Source organism: Streptomyces sp. NPDC051740 (assembly GCF_044453165.1).
GTDB lineage: Bacteria > Actinomycetota > Actinomycetes > Streptomycetales > Streptomycetaceae > Streptomyces > Streptomyces atrovirens.
In genome coordinates this window covers 15326-31191 of record NZ_JBITCL010000033.1, presented here as the reverse complement: position 1 = coordinate 31191, position 15866 = coordinate 15326, and the positions used below count along the sequence as shown (strand labels likewise).

Annotated in this window: 16 protein-coding genes and 1 pseudogene; 9 read left to right on the top strand and 8 right to left on the bottom strand. The window is 72.8% G+C overall.

Annotated elements, in window-relative coordinates:
- Positions 1 to 54: 54 nt before the first annotated feature.
- Entirely contained in the window at positions 55 to 234 is a 180-nt protein-coding gene (locus tag ACIA6T_RS33355) for a DUF397 domain-containing protein (protein ID WP_077801058.1), read from the bottom strand.
- Positions 231 to 1064: a helix-turn-helix domain-containing protein gene (locus ACIA6T_RS33350; RefSeq protein ID WP_399450260.1), complete on the bottom strand. Its 834-nt coding sequence runs from the start codon at positions 1062 to 1064 to the stop codon at positions 231 to 233. The genes ACIA6T_RS33355 and ACIA6T_RS33350 overlap by 4 nt, the downstream gene beginning before the upstream one ends.
- A 205-nt stretch (positions 1065 to 1269) precedes the next feature.
- On the opposite strand from ACIA6T_RS33350, the gene ACIA6T_RS33345 reads away from it, so the two are divergent.
- From ACIA6T_RS33345 to ACIA6T_RS33330, 4 genes are all read left to right on the top strand, one after another.
- The gene (locus ACIA6T_RS33345; RefSeq protein ID WP_399450259.1) at positions 1270 to 1536 is read left to right on the top strand and encodes a putative ATP-grasp-modified RiPP; all 267 of its coding nucleotides are present in this window, start codon (positions 1270 to 1272) and stop codon (positions 1534 to 1536) included.
- A 3-nt stretch (positions 1537 to 1539) separates the two neighbouring features.
- Complete coding sequence (gene tgmB, locus ACIA6T_RS33340; protein WP_399450258.1) at positions 1540 to 2520, top strand: ATP-grasp ribosomal peptide maturase; 981 nt, start codon at positions 1540 to 1542, stop codon at positions 2518 to 2520.
- Entirely contained in the window at positions 2520 to 3734 is a 1215-nt protein-coding gene (tgmC, locus tag ACIA6T_RS33335; protein ID WP_399450257.1) for an ATP-grasp peptide maturase system methyltransferase, read from the top strand. Before tgmB ends, tgmC begins: the two co-directional genes overlap by 1 nt.
- A 115-nt stretch (positions 3735 to 3849) precedes the next feature.
- Entirely contained in the window at positions 3850 to 4278 is a 429-nt protein-coding gene (locus ACIA6T_RS33330) for an ATP-binding protein (RefSeq protein ID WP_399450256.1), read from the top strand.
- A 101-nt stretch (positions 4279 to 4379) separates the two neighbouring features.
- On the opposite strand, the gene ACIA6T_RS33325 is transcribed toward ACIA6T_RS33330, so the two are convergent.
- The 5 genes from ACIA6T_RS33325 to ACIA6T_RS33305 form a co-directional block, all read right to left on the bottom strand.
- Entirely contained in the window at positions 4380 to 6221 is a 1842-nt protein-coding gene (locus tag ACIA6T_RS33325; RefSeq protein ID WP_399450255.1) for a LysM peptidoglycan-binding domain-containing protein, read from the bottom strand.
- A gap of 183 nt (positions 6222 to 6404) precedes the next feature.
- On the bottom strand, positions 6405 to 7064 hold the full coding sequence (locus tag ACIA6T_RS33320) for a DUF4232 domain-containing protein (RefSeq protein ID WP_399450254.1): 660 nt from the start codon (positions 7062 to 7064) through the stop codon (positions 6405 to 6407).
- A 325-nt stretch (positions 7065 to 7389) separates the two neighbouring features.
- Entirely contained in the window at positions 7390 to 8601 is a 1212-nt protein-coding gene (locus ACIA6T_RS33315) for a hypothetical protein (protein ID WP_399450253.1), read from the bottom strand.
- Between the two features lie 69 nt (positions 8602 to 8670).
- On the bottom strand, positions 8671 to 9630 hold the full coding sequence (locus ACIA6T_RS33310; RefSeq protein WP_399450252.1) for a D-2-hydroxyacid dehydrogenase family protein: 960 nt from the start codon (positions 9628 to 9630) through the stop codon (positions 8671 to 8673).
- Between the two features lie 65 nt (positions 9631 to 9695).
- The gene (locus tag ACIA6T_RS33305) at positions 9696 to 10463 is read right to left on the bottom strand and encodes an alpha/beta fold hydrolase (RefSeq protein ID WP_399450251.1); all 768 of its coding nucleotides are present in this window, start codon (positions 10461 to 10463) and stop codon (positions 9696 to 9698) included.
- A gap of 129 nt (positions 10464 to 10592) precedes the next feature.
- On the opposite strand from ACIA6T_RS33305, the gene hemB reads away from it, so the two are divergent.
- Positions 10593 to 11594, top strand: coding sequence for a porphobilinogen synthase (gene hemB / locus ACIA6T_RS33300; RefSeq protein ID WP_399450250.1), 1002 nt, complete (start codon positions 10593 to 10595; stop codon positions 11592 to 11594).
- Between the two features lie 11 nt (positions 11595 to 11605).
- On the opposite strand, the gene ACIA6T_RS33295 is transcribed toward hemB, so the two are convergent.
- Complete coding sequence (locus ACIA6T_RS33295; protein ID WP_399450249.1) at positions 11606 to 12319, bottom strand: DUF4232 domain-containing protein; 714 nt, start codon at positions 12317 to 12319, stop codon at positions 11606 to 11608.
- 213 nt (positions 12320 to 12532) lie between these two features.
- Between ACIA6T_RS33295 and ACIA6T_RS33290 the strand changes: the two are divergent.
- From ACIA6T_RS33290 to ACIA6T_RS33275, 4 genes and pseudogenes are all read left to right on the top strand, one after another.
- A pseudogene (locus ACIA6T_RS33290) lies at positions 12533 to 12688 on the top strand (helix-turn-helix domain-containing protein); the annotation flags it as partial.
- 570 nt (positions 12689 to 13258) lie between these two features.
- The gene (locus tag ACIA6T_RS33285) at positions 13259 to 14215 is read left to right on the top strand and encodes a hypothetical protein (RefSeq protein WP_399450278.1); all 957 of its coding nucleotides are present in this window, start codon (positions 13259 to 13261) and stop codon (positions 14213 to 14215) included.
- Between the two features lie 88 nt (positions 14216 to 14303).
- On the top strand, positions 14304 to 14651 hold the full coding sequence (locus ACIA6T_RS33280; protein ID WP_399450248.1) for a hypothetical protein: 348 nt from the start codon (positions 14304 to 14306) through the stop codon (positions 14649 to 14651).
- Positions 14648 to 15862 (top strand): PLP-dependent aminotransferase family protein, encoded by a 1215-nt coding sequence (locus tag ACIA6T_RS33275; RefSeq protein WP_399450247.1) that lies wholly within the window; start codon positions 14648 to 14650, stop codon positions 15860 to 15862. Before ACIA6T_RS33280 ends, ACIA6T_RS33275 begins: the two co-directional genes overlap by 4 nt.
- Positions 15863 to 15866: the final 4 nt, after the last annotated feature.

Sequence of the window (15866 nt, the reverse complement as noted above, 5' to 3'; positions counted from 1 at the left end):
ACAAACGGGGACCGCACCCACGAACTAGGGTGTGGTCCCCATGTTGTCGCTGCGTCAGTTTCCGGAGGCGTACGGCAGGAAGGCCGACCAAGCGGCTGAGGTGAGATCGAGGCGAGGGCCTGCGGGGTTCTTGGAGTCGCGGACGAAGACGTGACTCTCGTCCGGGGTGGCCACCTCAACACAGTCTGGACCGCTGGACGTGCTGTAGCTGCTCTTTATCCACTCCAGCTTCATGTCTCTCCAAGCACTTTCTCGATGAGGGCCATCGACTCCCGTGGGCTGAGAGCCTGTGCCCGGATGATTCCATACTGGATGTCCAGGAGTTGCACCTCTTTCGGCTCCGCGATCACGCGACTGATGTGCGCCACCTCGACATGACCGACCGTGGTGCCGTCCCTGAGCCTGAGCAACCTGAACGAGCCGTCGAGCCCTGAGTTCTCCTCGCGGTTCAGAGGCAGTACCTGAAGGTCGACGTTGCGGAACGCGCAGACCTCCAACAGACGTTCGAGTTGCCCACGCATCACCATCTTGCCGCCGATGGGCCGACGAAGCGTCGACTCGCATTGGACAAAACTGAAGACGGCCTGGGCTGTCGTGTCGCCGACGATCTCCTGTCGCGCCACGCGGGCCGACACCTGCTGTTCCAACTGGTCGGCGGTGAAGGGCGGACGGCGGGCGCTGAGCACTGCCCGTGCATACTCCTCGGTCTGCAGCAGTCCATGGACGACAGAGTTGTTATAGGCGCACAGTTCTGTGGCCTCCGCCTCCAGGTTCTTCAAGTCCCGCACCTTCTTCGGGTACCGGATCTCCGCCACGTCCTTCTTCATCGCGGCGATCTTCCCGCCCGCCCCCAGCACCTCGTCCGCCGCGTCCAAGTACTCCGGCCGGGGAATCCGCCGCCCCCGTTCCACACAGGAGACCATCTCCTCCCCGTACTTGATCGCCGCCCCGAACTCGGCCTGGGTGAGGCCGGCCGCCTCCCGCCACAGCTTCAACTGCCGGGTGACCGTCCGCATCACGGCCCCGGCCTCTTCGTCGTCCAGCCCCGCTTCCCACCCGCTCATGTTCGCCGCCTCCCGTCGCGCGCCCTTCCCCGGACCAACTCCGGCCGCCCGCGCCCGGTCACCCCGGGCAGGGCGGACAGAAACCGGGCAGCCGGCGTACAGCCGTCGGCCGTACGAGCTGCCTGTATGCACAGTGTGCACACGCGCGAGCACACTGAGTGGCGAGAATCTGGAACTCCGCATCGCGGACAGAGAAGGGACCCCCATGACGACACTCGCCCCCGAGGCCCCCTGGGCGCTGCGCCTGGTCACCGACCGGCTGCCGGTCGGGCCGCCGCCGTACGCGACCGTGACGCTCGACCCCGTCACGCAGACCGCTTGCTACGCCGACACCGCCGGGTGGCCGGTCGAGATGGGCAAGCACGGGACGTCGAGGACGACCGGTACCGCCTCCGTGTCCGGGGGCGGTGACGGGAACGGTCCGCAGCCCCAGACGCAGGACGACAGCACCACCGACTACGAATCGGACTGACCGATGGCTTCCACCGTCCTGGTCGTCACCGCGCTGGAGGACGTCACGGCGGACGCGGTCGTCGCCGCGCTGAACGTGCGCGGGGTGCCCGTCGTCCGCGTCGACCCCGCAGACATCGGGCCGGACCTGACGTTCGGCTTCCGCCTCGACGCGGACCGTCCGGCGTGGAGCGGCCGGCTGCGTACGGCGAGCCGGGAGGTGGAGCCGGGGGAGGTGACGGCGGTGTACTACCGCCGTCCCACTCCGTACGGCACCCGGTTCGCACATCTGCCCCGGCAGCAGCGGGACTTCGCCGCCACCGAGGCACGGCACGGGCTCGGCGGCGTCCTGAACGCCCTGTCCGGCGCCCGGTACGTCAACCACCCGGCCGCGGTGGCCCGTGCGGAGTCCAAGCCCGCCCAGCTCCGGAGGTTCGCCCGGCTCGGGATGGAGATTCCTCCGACGCTGATCACCAACGACCCGGAGGCGGCGCGGGAGTTCGCCGCCGAGCACGGACCCGTCGTCTGCAAGACGTTCCGTGGTCTGCCGGCCGGCGCCGACGGGCGCACCGGAGCGATCTGGACCCAGCGGGTCGACCCGGAGACCTTCGACGACACGCTCGGCGTGACCGCCCACCTGTTCCAAACCGAGATCCCCAAGACCGGTGACGTACGCGTCACCGTGGTCGGCCGTCGTGTCTTCGCCCAGCAGGTCGCCGCGCCCGACGGCGCGCTGGACTGGCGCCGGGGCGACTGGGGCGCCCTGCTCCACGCCCCGATCACCGTGCCGCCGCCCGTCGAGGCGGCGCTGCACTCCTACCTGGCCTCGTTCGGTCTGCTCTTCGGCTGCTTCGACTTCGCGCTCACCGGGGACGGGGACGACCCGGAACACTGGACGGCGATCGAGTGCAACCCGAACGGACAGTGGGGCTGGCTTCCCGACGCCGAGGACATCACCGAGGCGTTCGCCGACCTCCTCACCGTGGAAAGGAAGGGCCGTTCATGATGACGTCGCCCGTTGACCTCGAAACCGATGCCGCGCGGCTGCGCGCCGTCATGACGGAGGACCTCGCCGTACGCGGGGCGCTGGACGATCCGGCCTGGCAGGCGGCCGTCGAGGCGGTGCCCCGGCACCGGTTCGTGCCCGGGTTCTACCTGCCCGGCGAGGAGCGTGACGGGCAGGGGCTGACCGTGTGGCAGCCGGTCACCGCCGCGCTCGACCACGGCCGCTGGCTGGCCGCCGCGTACTCCGACACCACGCTCATCACGCAGTTCGACGGTGACGAACCCGACTGGGAGCACCCGGCCGAGCGGCACGGAGGGGTGCCGACCTCGTCCTCCACCCTGCCGTCGCTCGTGGTGCGGATGTGGGCCGACGCCGACGTGCGGGAGGGGCACGCGGTGCTGGAGATCGGCACGGGGACGGGGTACTCGACCGCGCTCGCCTGCGAACGCCTCGGTTCCGGCGGGGTCACGAGCGTCGAGGTGGATCCGCACCGGCTGGAGCGGGCCGCGAGCGCGCTGCACGGCTGCGGTTACGCGCCCACCCTCGCGGTCGCGGACGGGCTGTACGGGTACTGGCCCGAGGCCCCGTTCGACCGGATCGTCGCCGCCTGTTCCTTCCGCGCCGTGCCCCCGGCCCTGGTCGCCCAGACCCGGCCGGGCGGGAAGATCCTGCTGACGCTCTCCGGCCGGCTCCACGGGTACGCCCGCGTCCTGCTCACGGTCGCCGGGGACGGCACCGCCGAGGGGCGCCTGCTGGGCGGCACGGTCTCCTTCATGCCGGCCCGTACGCACGCGGCGCCGGCCTTCGGCAACCCCGCCCACTGGGCGGCAGGGTTGCCGGGCAGGGCACGGGATGCCCGGCACGGGCCCGAGCGGATCACCGCCGCGACCGAGGAGGCCTTCCACCTGCGCTTCCTCGTGCAGAGCGCGGTGCCCGACGTGCAACTGACCACCGTCGGCGACATCGTGCACCTGGTCGACGTGGTCAGCGGGTCGGCCGCCACGCTGACCCCCGACGGCGACGGCGACGGCGACGGCGGTTGGTGGGTGCGGGAGGGCGGACCGGTCAGGCTGTGGGAGAGCGTCGAGCGGGTCGTCGACGTCCACGACGCGGCAGGGCGGCCGGGACCGGAGACCTTCACCCTGTGCGTCCACGACGGCGGGCAGCACCTGCGGCACCCCCGGATGCCCTGCCTGCCGCTGCCGACGCCCTGAGGGGAGGCCTGCCGCACCGGGCAGCCCGGACGGGACCGGGCACCTCACGGACAGCCGTCGGTCGCACGGGCTTCCCGTCTTCACGGCAAGTGGTTCTACGGCCACCCTGGGTGATGTGAATCAGGAAACCGTCGCACCGCGCACCCCGCTCCACCAGTACTCCGTGCCGCTCTCCGCCACCCGCCGGGGCGCACGGCTCGCCCGTCTGCTGGCCGCCGAGCGACTGGAGGCCTGGGGAGTGCCGTTGGACCCGGCCCGGGGGGTCGTCGCGGAACTCGCGGCCAACGCCGTGCTGCACGGGCGGGTGGCAGGGCGCGGCTTCCGGCTCGGTCTCACCGTCACGGCGCCCGGCACCCTTCGCATCGAGGTCACCGACCCCCGGGGTGATCAACTGCCGCCGCAGGAGCGGGCGGTCGGCGGGGCGGAGCCCGGCGAATCCGGATACGGCCTGCTCCTGGTCGGGGAGCTGGCCGACCGCTGGGGCGTGCGAACGGGTCCGGTGCCGTGCAAGACCGTGTGGGCGGAGTTTGACCTCGGCCGGTGAGTTCGGTCTCAGTGGGGCGATCGCTTGAGGCGGAGCGTCCCTTTCGGGGGCGCTCCGCCTCGTCGTTCCTCGCGGACGGATCCGTGCCTCGGGGCCGCGTCCTACTTGGACTTCGACTTGGGCGTGAAGACCAGCAGACGGTCCAGGAGGAGCGAGGAGAGAGCGGGGTGGGTGAGGGTCTCGGGCTGCATGTAGGCGCGTGCCACCGCCTGCATGCGGCTCATGTCGACGGGCCGGTCGGCGCCGTACTGGGCGCAGAAGTCGGCGCCGGCGGACGGCAGCTCGGTGACGTGGGGTCCGGTCGGCCCGGTGTCGCCGGCGCGGCTGAAGGTCCAGGCGTAGAGCTTGTCCGCGTCCGGGCTGTCGGGGAGGTAGTCACGGGCGGTGCCCCGCAGGTCCCGGTGGTTCTTGGCGGCCACCGAGACGGCGGCCTCCTCGTCGGCGTAGAGCGAGATGCTGGAGTAGCTCGCCTGCCGGGTGGCCACGTGGTTGGTGCCGTAGGCGACGACGAAGGAGCCGTCCGGGAGGCTGAAGCTCGGGCTCAGCGGGTCGTCGGCGTCGTTGGACAGGGCGCCGATGCCCGGCGTGGGCGGATCGATCACCTTGTTGGACTGCAGCCCCGGGTACGACTGCTCGAACCCGCGCTCCATCGCCACGTCGCGTGCCTCGAACCCCGGGTGGGCGGCGATGATGCGCTGCCGCAGCTTCTGCAGGCTGGGGTTGAGGTCGAGTTCGGTGGCCCCGGTCCCGGCGGTGCGCAGCCGGGGGACGGGAAGCGGGGCGGGGGCGTACACCGGTTTCGTCTGGTCGGCGGAGGTGCCCTTCGGCCGGACCCGCAGGATCTGGAGCGGGGGCGCGTCGCGGTAGGCGTCGAGTGCCTTCTCGAAGCCGGGCTCGGGCGCGGCCGTGCGGATGCCGAGCAGGAACTGGTCGGCGTCCTCGCCGAGGCCCAGGCGGAACATGGCCGGGGGAACGGTCGCGTCGTTGATCGCGCCGCCGAGCCCGGAGGCGGCCAGCATCTCGTGCACCTCGGCCCGCGTGCGCTCGTGCCCCGTCATCACGAGGGCGAACGGCTGCCCGAAGGGGGTGGGGCCGGCCGTCTTCACGGTTCCCCTGTTGACCGGGTCGCCGACCGCGGGCCACAGGACCGGGCCGGTGTGCAGTGACCCCCTCACCATGGTGAGGTCGAAGGAGAAGTAGGCCTCCGGCGGCGGGGTCGTCCCGATCAGGACCACGGCCTCGTCCTCGCGCAGGCGCCAGGTCACCGGTGGGTTGGTGTTGGCCGTCTGCCCCGGTACCTCGGGCAGGTTGGTGACGATGTAGGGCGACTGGGGGTTGGGCCACATGCCGCTGAACAGGGTGCCCTCGCAGTACCTGCGGTTCAGGTCGAACACGGCCTCGGAGCCCGATTGGGACACGTACCCCGACTGTGCCACCTGGCGCTGGAACCGCGCGACGTGCGGGTCGGCCCGGTCCGGGGTGGCGGCGCCCGCCCGTGGGGAGGCGGGGGTGCGGATGGCCGTTCCGGCGAAGATGCGGTGCCCGTCGTCGTCCGACGGGAAGCCGTGGGCCCGCGCGGCCTTCTCGATGCCGTCCCGGCTGGCGCGGTAGAGGTCGGGCCACTTGGCTCCGGATCCGTAGATCTCCTCCGCCATGGACCAGAGGGTGTCGCCGTCGGTGACGGTGCGGACGTTCTCGCCGCCGTTCGCCGCGTCCTTCGCCGGGAGCGGCGGTGGGGCGGTCAGTGCGGTGGGCGCCGGGGCGGCCGTCATGGGCCGGGCGAGAGCCGTGGGCGCGGGACAGAGAACCGTGCAGCCGGCCGCTATGCCGCTGACGGCCGTCACGGCCATGCGGTGCCGGCGGGGCGCCTTCGAGCGTCGTATCGGGAGTTTCTGCACACAGGGCTCCGGGGAGTGCGAGTGCGGAGGGTTGCCGTCCCTCACGCTATGAGTCGACTCCGGGGTTCGCATGTGTCGTTCGCCCGTATGGGGGAGGGGTCTGCCGGGCGGGCCACGGGCGCCGACGGACGCGCGGATGTGGCCCACACCCGTGAACTCGGGGGCGAGCCCCGGGTGCTCGCCGCGTCGGCGCCCGGGGGGCGTACGACGTGGTGCCGGCGGGGCGGGTCAGCCGCCCTGGCCGGCGCTGCCGATCGGGCCGACCTTCACCGGGGTGCCGGAGCCGTCCGTGACGGGCAGCGAGGCGGCGCCCGGCCAGTCGAGGGTGACCGACTTCGTCTCGTTCGGCGGGGTCACCACGAGCCCGGTGACGCGGACGCCGGAGCCGCCCGTGTCGTTGGCCGGGTAGGAGATGAAGAAGGAGACCGACTTGCCGTCCTTCAGGACGGTCGCGGGGGCCGGCTCACCCGTGCGCTCCGCGGACACCGTCCCCGCGTCGGTCTTCAGGTCGACACCGGCGAAGCCCGCGATCGAGCAGTCCCGGCCGCCGCCGTTCGTGAACGTCACCGCGACGGTGTTGTCCTCGTCGCCGCCGATGGTGTTGTCCTGCGCCGTGACCTCCAGCTCGTCGGTGCGGCACTTTCCGATCGTGCCGTTCTCGTTGGAGCCCGTCCCGGCGACCGTGCCCTGCCCCTCGTCCGCGGCGCCGTTCCCGGCGGAGTCCTTCGCGGCGCCCTGGGCCGAGCCGCCGGAGGTCGAGCCGCCCTTCGACGAGGAGGAGGACGCGTTGTTCCGGTCCGTGGCGGCGGCGTCGTCGTTCTGGCAGGCGGTGAGCGAGAGACCCGCGACGACGGCCAGGGCTGCGATGGTGACCTTGTTGACGCGCATGGTGTGTCTTCCTCGGTGTCGGTCGGAGTGCCGGCCCGTCGGTACGGGCGAGCGTTTCTGCACACCAAGAGCCGTCCGGTCCGTCCGCAGTTTCGACCGACTGCCGCCTAATACATCCCTGTTACAGACGGAGACGAACACGGCGCACCACCACCGGGCGCGCCCTGGCCGGAACGGCGGTTCCCGCGCCGTTCCGCGCCCGTGCGCGGTCGTCGCCCGCCGGCACGGATCCGTGACCCGGCGGTCCTTGACCGCGGACGGTGGCACGTTCTTCCGGGCCTTCGGCATCCGGCACCGGAACCGGGTGGGTTGCGCGTCGGTGGGCTCAGCCGCCGGTCTCTTCGAGGCGGACGGCGCGGGTGCGGGTTACGAAGGGGCGGGAGAGGACCGTGACGGTGACGGAGACCGCGGCGAGCGCGGTGATCGTCGTGGCGGGGGTGAGGTGCTGGGCGATGCCGCCCGCCAGCGCGGCGCCGATGCCCTGCCACGTCATGCGGCCGGCCGACTCGACGCCCTGGACCTGGCCGCGGACCGGGTCGGGGGTCAGCTCCAGGAGCCGTTCCTGGAGGGGGAGGGTGGCGGCGAAACCGGCACTGGCCACGAACACGGCGGCCGCCGCCACCGGCAGGGGAGGGTGGAGGGCGAACAGCAGGTAGGGGGCGGCGAGCAGCAGGCGCAGGGGGAACGCGCAGCGGTCCCGGAGGGCGGCGGTGAGGAGCCGTCCGACGGTCAGGTCGCCGAGGAGCATGCCCGCGGATCCGGCGGCCAGGAGGACGCCGGCGTGGTCGGGGGCGTAGGAAATGAACAGGGCCTCGCAGCCGACGATCAGTCCGTTGGGGACCCACAGGTTCAGCAGCAGCGCACGCGGGCCGGAGCGGGAGAGGAGCGCGGTGTTCGCCGTCCAGGTCTGCCGCAGACCGGGGCGTCGGGGCGGGCGGATCGAGCGTTCCCGGACGGTCGTCGCCACCACGACCAGTCCGGCGCCGGTCAGGGCCGTCGCGGCGACGAAGACGTCCTGCGGGCTCAGGTACCGCAGCAGTACGGCGCCGAGCGCGTAGCCGAGGACGGCCGTGCCGCCCGAGGTGATGTTCATCAGGGAACGCGCCGGGACGTACGCGGAGGCCGGCACCACCTCGGCGAGCAGCCCCATCCGGGTGCCGGTCCCCAGGGACTGGAAGAAGCCCAGCACCAGGAGGAGGGAGAAGCGGACGGCCAGTGGCAGTCCGGGGACCGCCTGCGCGGCCACGCCCAGCAGCGAGACGCACTGGAGCGTGACGAGGGTGCGGCGGGGGCGGTTCCCGTCCGCGACCGACATCAGCGTCATCGCGCCGAGCACGGTCGCGAAGGTGGCGCCGTACATGCTCACGGCCGTCAGGAACGGGGAGCCGGTCCGCCGGTCGACCAGCGTGGCGAGCGCGAAGCCCGACAGCGTGCTCGCGGCGACCGTGAGGGTGAAGCTCGCGTACAGGCCGGCGAACTCGCGGTTGCCGAGCAACGCGCGGTACGTGGTGGTGGGTTCGGAGGTGTCGGAAGGCATGAAAAAAGCCTTCGAACGCTCCCGCGGGGGCGTCGAAAGCCAACACGCACACTCTAGCGCCCCGCGGCCTCAGCCGAGACGGCGGATCGGGGTGCCGGACAGGTAGGCCTCGATGTCCTCGACCGCCTGGCCGTAGTACGTGCGGTAGTTGAGCTCGGAGACGTAGCCGAGGTGCGGGGTGGCCAGGAGGCGGGGGGCGGTGCGCACCGGGTGGTCGGCGGGGAGGGGCTCCGTGTCGAAGACGTCGACGGCCGCGCCCGCGATCCGGCCCTCGTGCAGCGCGGTGAGCAGGGCGTCCTGGTCGACGAGTGCCGAGCGGGAGGTGTTGATCAGGTGGGCGGTCGGCTTCATCAGGGCCAGTTCGGGGGCGCCCAGGATGCCCCGGGTGGTGTCGCCCAGGACGAGGTGGAGCGAGACGAAGTCGCCGGTGCGGAGCAACTCCTCCTTCGAGGAGGCCAGTTCGACGCCCACCTCGTCCGTGCGCTCCTTGGTGAGGTGCGGGCTCCAGGCCGTGACCTCCATGCCGAAGGCGAGTCCCACCCGCGCCACCCGGCTGCCGATCCTGCCCAGTCCGAGCAGGCCGAGGCGGCGGCCGTACAGGTCCGCGCCGACCGTCGACTGCCAGGGGCCGCCCGCGCGCAGGGCGTTGTTCTCCGTGACGATGCCGCGGGCCAGTCCGAGCAGCAGGGCCCAGGTCAGCTCCACCGGCGGGGTGGGGGAGCTCTGGGTGCCGCAGACCGTGACGCCGTTGCGTTCGGCGGCGGCGTGGTCGATGACCGAGTTGCGCATGCCGGACGCGACGATCAGCTTCAGCCGGGGGAGCCGGTCGAGCAGGGAGGCGCGGAACGGGACGCGTTCCCGCAGCGTCACCGCGATGTCGAAGTCCGCGAGTGCCGCGGCCAGTTCGTCCTCCGTGGCGAAGTGCTCGGTGAAGGAAGTCACCTCCACGCGGTCGTGGAGGGGGCTCCAGTCGGCGATCGTGGTGGCGATGTCCTGGAAGTCGTCGAGCACGGCACAGCGAAGCCGCATGACAGTCCTTTCCTACGAGACCTACGAGACCTACGAGACCCAGGGACTTACGAGGTCTTCTGGGCCTACGGGGCCAGTGCCTCCGCCACGGCTCGGGCGAACGCCTCCGGATTGTCCAGCATGACGTTGTGGCCGCAGTCGGGGACCGGGATCACCGAAACACCCGCGGCCGTCAGCCCGTCCGTGCCGGGGAACGGGGCGTCGGCCTCGGGGAACAGGAACGTGCGGGGGACCGGCAGGGCGAGCAGCAGCTCGCGCATCGTCGGGTCGGTGCCGTCGACCAGGTGGGACGCGCTGCGGTGCAGGGCCTCCAGGCCCGCCAGCCGCATCGTCGACCACCAGTGCGCACCCGCGCGGTCACGGACCTCGCGCCAGCCGCCGGCCACGAACTCCTCCTCCGGGTACGCCGCGATGCCGCTGCTGCCGAGGGCGCCGGGCACCCGGGGCAACGGGTCGAGGTTGGCGTCGACCAGGACCAGCCGCGACACCAGCTCCGGGTGGCGGGCGGCGAGGACGACGGCGACGGAACCGCCCATGCTGTGGGCGACCACGTCGGCCCCCGTGACGTCGGCGGCGCGCAGGGCGGCGGCGAGCGCGTCGGCGTGGTCCTCCAGGGTGTAGGCGAAGGAGGTGGGGCGGTCGCTGTGGCCGTGGCCGAGCAGGTCCACCAGGAGCGAGCGGTGACCCGCGAGGAGCGGGTGGACCGCGCTCGCGGTGAAGTACGCGGGGGAGGTGGCGCCCAGTCCGTGCACGTAGACGCGGGCCGGGTCCCGGCCGGGCAGCTCGACCCAGCGGATGCGGTCGCCCTCGGCCGTTACGGCGGCGCTGTGCACGGTCGGGTCCCCCTCGGGTGGCGTGATGACGGGCGACGAGCACCGTATCCCGTCGGTGACCGGCCCCGGAGCTCCGGGCCGACTCCGCGTCGGTAAAGGCACGGGAGGGGCGGGCGTAGCGTAGGTGGTATGACGACGTACGGATCCTTCCCCGGCACGCGGCCGCGGCGTCTGCGTACCACCCCCGCCATGCGGCGCATGGTCGCCGAGACCCGGCTGCACCCCGCCGACCTCATCCTCCCGGCCTTCGTGCGCGAGGGCGCGGACGAACCCGTGCCGATCGCGGCGATGCCCGGTGTCGTGCAGCACACGCGGGACAGCCTGAAGAAGGCGGCGGCGGAGGCCGTGGCGGCCGGGATCTCCGGGATCATGCTGTTCGGCGTGCCGGAGGAGTCCAAGAAGGACGCGGTCGGGACGCCCGGCACCGACCCGGACGGGATCCTCCAGGTGGCCCTGCGGGACGTGCGGGCCGAGGTCGGGGACGACCTGCTCGTCATGTCCGACCTGTGCCTCGACGAGACGACCGACCACGGGCACTGCGGGGTCGTCGACGAGCAGGGACGCGTCGACAACGACGCCACGCTCGAACGGTACGCGGAGATGGCCCAGGTGCAGGCCGACGCGGGCGCCCACATCGTCGGGCCGAGCGGGATGATGGACGGGCAGATCGGCGTCATCCGCGACGCCCTCGACCAGATCGGCCGGGAGGACGTGGCGATCCTCGCGTACACCGCCAAGTACGCCTCCGCCTTCTACGGGCCGTTCCGGGAGGCCGTCGGCTCCTCGCTCAAGGGCGACCGCAAGACGTACCAGCAGGACCCGGCGAACGTCCGCGAGTCGATGCGTGAGCTGGCGCTCGACCTGGAGGAGGGCGCCGACATGGTGATGGTGAAGCCGGCGGGCCCGTACCTGGACATCCTCGCCCGGGTCGCGGACTCGGTGGACGTGCCGGTGGCGGCGTACCAGATCTCCGGTGAGTACTCGATGATCGAGGCCGCCGCCGAGAAGGGCTGGATCGACCGTGACCGGGCGATCCTGGAGGCGCTGACCGGCATCAAGCGGGCCGGTGCGCGCAACATCCTCACCTACTGGGCCACCGAGGTGGCCCAGAAGCTGGGTGCCGTCCAGTAGGTCCAGCGGGTTCAGTAGGTGAGGGCGTCGTCCATCGACTGCTGCCAGTACGTCACCGCCATGCTGCTGTCGTAGTACACGCCGTCCGCGGGCAGGGCCGGGACGGCCGACGGGCCGCCGTCGCTGTCCGGGGTGTTGCCCTGGAAGGCGACGGTGAGCTTGTGGGCGGTGGTGCCGCCGTCCCCGCTGCCGTCGGCGGCCGACAGGAGCACGCCCGCGTACGCCGTCTCACCCGGGGCGAGGGTGACCACGGCCTGCGGCTTCGACGCCTCGACGGGCTGCGGCACCCACTGCATCTCGTCGAAGCGGAGCACCGGGTAGTAGGTGAGGTTGCAGTTCTGCGAACCCGAGTTCTTGACCGTGATCAGCATGTGGTTGACGGGGCGGGACACCGGCTGGGCGTCGACGGTGGTGTTGGAGCCGTTGCAGGAGAGCCGGGTGACCCCGGGGTCATCGGAATCGCCGGAGTCCCCGCCGGTGTTGGCGGACGTCCCCTTGCCGCCGGTCTTGTCGCCGGCCTTGTCCTGCTCCGCGGTGCCGCCGCCGGTGCTCCGGCCCTTGTCCGCCTGGGAGCCGCCCGAGGGGGTCTCGGCGTTCTCCGTCGCCCCTGCGGGCTGGGAGGCGCCCTCGTCCTGTGTGCCCGTGCCGTCCTCGCAGGCGGTGAGGGCGAGGGCGGCGAGGACGGCTCCGGCGGCGGCGACGAGGCGGATGCGAGAGGTGCGCATGGTGAATTCCTTTACGTGGTTCAGGGGTTCGGCGTGGCCACTCGACCGGGAGCCGGGAGCGGCGTGCTTGGATGACCAGAGCTTGTCCGCCGATCCGTCCCGGTCGCCACACCTGGCGGGGGATCCGGGACGCTGGAACGCGCGGAACGCTGTGACCTGGGGAAACGACCGTCCCCTGGAACGGCGGAATGGAACACGGGGGCGGGAGGAACAGTGTCGGAGAACACGGCCGCGGCGGATTTCGCCGCACAGTTGAGGATCTTGAAGGAGCGGTCCGGGCTGAGCTACGGGGTGCTCGCCAAACGGCTCCACATGAGTACGTCGACCCTGCACCGGTACTGCAACGGGGACGCGGTGCCGACGGAGTACGCGCCGGTCGAACGGCTGGCCCGGTTGTGCAAGGCGCGCCCCGAGGAACTGGTCGAGCTGCACCGGAAGTGGGTGCTGGCGGATGTGACCCGGGGGCGGAAGGGGGCGCCGTCGCAGGGAGCGGCGTCCGCGGGGGGAACGGCGCCCGCCGGGGGAGCGGCGTCCGCGGGCGCACCGGCACCTGCCGGTGAACCGGCGGAGGACGCGGCGGTCCGGGCCCGGGCAGCAGACGGCCGTCCGGTGGCCGGGCAGCCGACAGTCGGGCAGCCCGAGGCCGGGGGCCCGGAAGCGGGGGCCCCGGGAACGGGGTCCCTGGAGGCGGGGGCTCCGGGAGCAGGAGCCCCGGGAACGGGGTCCCTGGAGGCGGGGGCTCCGGGAGCAGGAGCCCCGGAAGCGGGGTCCCTGGAGGCGGGGGCTCCGGGAGCAGGAGCCCCGGGAACGGGGTCCCTGGAGGCGGGGGCCCCGGGAGCAGGAGCCCCGGAAGCGGGAACCCCGGGAGCAGAGCGCCTGGAGGCGAGGGCTCCGGAAGCGGGAACCCCGGAAGCAGGGCCCCAGGAGGCCGAGATCCCGGTGGTCACCGGTCCCGGCGAGGTCCGTGTCCGACCCCGCCGCCGTACCCGTACCGCCGTCCTCGCGGGGATCGCCGTGGCCGCCGTGCTCGGTGGGGTCACGTTCGCCCTGGGCATGCCGGACGGCGACGACGGGGGCGGGAGCGACCGGAAGGGCCCGGTGGGATCCGCGACCGTCGGGGCGGGCAAGAACGAGGACGTCACCGCGTCGCCCTCCGCCTCCGTCTCTTCCTCCCCCTCTTCCTCCGCGTCCCCGTCCCCCTCCGCGAAGGAGGAGAAGGAGGCACCCCGCACCCCGGCCACCGCCTCCACCGCCCCGGTGGACGACGGCGCCGCGAACGTCGTACCGCTGACCGTGCGGACCGAACCGTACGCATGGGAGAGCCCCTGCTCGCAGCGGTACCTGGTCAACAGGCCGGCGAGCGGGGTGAAGCCGCCGCCGACGGAGCAGGACGCGACGGCGTGGGTCAGCTCGTTCGGGGCCGTCTCGTCGGAGAAGCAGTACGTGCGGCTCACCGTGCAGGGGACCGGGGACGAGACGGTGGTCGTCGAAGAGCTCAACGTGCGGGTGGCGGGCAAGCGTTCGCCGCTGGCCTGGAACGACTTCGCGATGGGCTACCCCGGCGTGGGCTGCGGCGCCGGCGTGCCCACGCGTTCCTTCACGGTCGCCCTCGACGCCGCCCGCCCGGTCGTGACCCCGGAGTCCGGGCAGCGGGACTTCCCGTTCTCGGTGAGCGAGTCGGACCCCGAGGTCTACTACGTCACCGCCGACGCCTCCGCCTACGACGTGAGCTGGTACCTGGAGCTGAAGTGGTCCAGCGGCTCCCGCAGCGGCACGCTCACCGTGGACGACAAGGGCCGCCCCTTCCGCACCAGCGGCAACAACGGGCGCCCGGCGTACGAGTTCCCGCTGGGCGGCGAGGAGTGGGTCCCGGAGGGCACGACGGACATCGGTTAGAACCGACCGGGCACCATCGAATCGCCGCGCGTGTGGGGCGGTTGAACGCCGGCCGATGTCCGAGTCCCCAGGGAGACGCCCATGACCGGTGACGCGCCCGGTCAGGGCCCCGCCGAGCCGCAGCGGCGGACCGACAGCGGCAAGGCACATCCGGGAGGGGCGTACGGACCGCGTCGACGCGGACCTGAAGGACCCGGCCGCCGTCCCCGAACGGCCGGAGGCTTCCTGCCCGGAGGTCCTCGACCCCGTCGAGCGGGTCCGCCACGAGGACATCGACGACGTGGCGGACGCCGACATCAACGTCTACGGGGCCGTCGCCACGAAGGGCCGGGACGGGCCCGGCTGTCCGGATCGCGGAAAGCCGCGTGTAGAGGGCACGCAGTTTCCTAGGCTGCGGGCACGCGTCGTCACCGCAGACCGAGGAGCCGCGCCATGACCGTCACCGAGCCCGCCACCTCCGCCCTCGCCCCCACGCCGCCGTTCGCGGCACGGGCCCGCACGGTCGGCGGCTCGCCCGTACGGGACATCCTGGCCGTCACCGCCCGCCCCGAGGTGATCAACTTCGCGGGCGGGCTCCCGGCCCCCGAACTGTTCGACACCGACGGCATCGCGGCGGCCTACCGCGCGGTACTCGCCGAGACACCCGCGCGGGCCCTGCAGTACTCCACGACGGAGGGCGAGCCCGCGCTGCGGACGGCCCTCGCCGCCCGCACGGCCGCCCGCTCCCTGCCCACCACCCCCGACGACCTGATCGTCACCACCGGATCCCAGCAGGCCCTCTCCCTCCTCGCCACCGTGCTGCTCGAACCCGGCGACACGGTCCTCGTCGAAAGCCCCTGCTACCTCGCGGCACTTCAGGCCTTCTCCCTCGCCGGGGCACGCGTGGTGGCCGTCCCCGGCGACGAGCACGGCCTCGACCCGGACGCGCTGGACGAACTGGTGGCGCGCGAACGCCCCAAACTCCTCTACACCGTGCCCACCTTCCAGAACCCCACCGGCCGCACCCTGCCCGCCGCCCGCCGCGCCGCCGTCGCGGAGGTCGCCGCCCGGCGCGGACTGTGGATCGTCGAGGACGACCCGTACGGCGAACTGCGCTACGAGGGCGAACGCGTCCCGTGGATCGCCGCCCACCCCGGCGCCGAGGACCGCACCGTGCTGCTCGGCAGCTTCTCCAAGGTGATGGCCCCCGGCCTGCGCCTGGGCTGGCTGCGCGCCCCCGCCGGCCTGCGCCGCGCCTGCGCCGTCGCCAAGCAGGCCGCCGACCTGCACACCCCCACCGTCAACCAGCTCGCCGCGGCCCGCTACCTCGCCGACAACGACCTCGACGCCCACGTCGCACGGGTCGCCGCGGCCTACGGCGCCCGCCGGGACGCGATGCTCGCGGGCCTGCCCGCCGCCCTCCCGGCCGGCTCGGCCTGGACCCGCCCCGAGGGCGGCATGTTCCTCTGGGCCCGCCTCCCGGAGCCGTACGACACCACCGCCCTGCTCCCCGACGTGGTCCGGCACGACGTGGCGTACGTCCCCGGCGCGCCCTTCCACGCGGGTGAGCCGGACCGGGCCACGCTGCGGCTCTGCTTCGTCACCCAGACACCGGACGAGATCGCGGAGGGGCTGCGCAGGCTGGCCCGGGGCTTCGGGGTGGCGTAGGCCG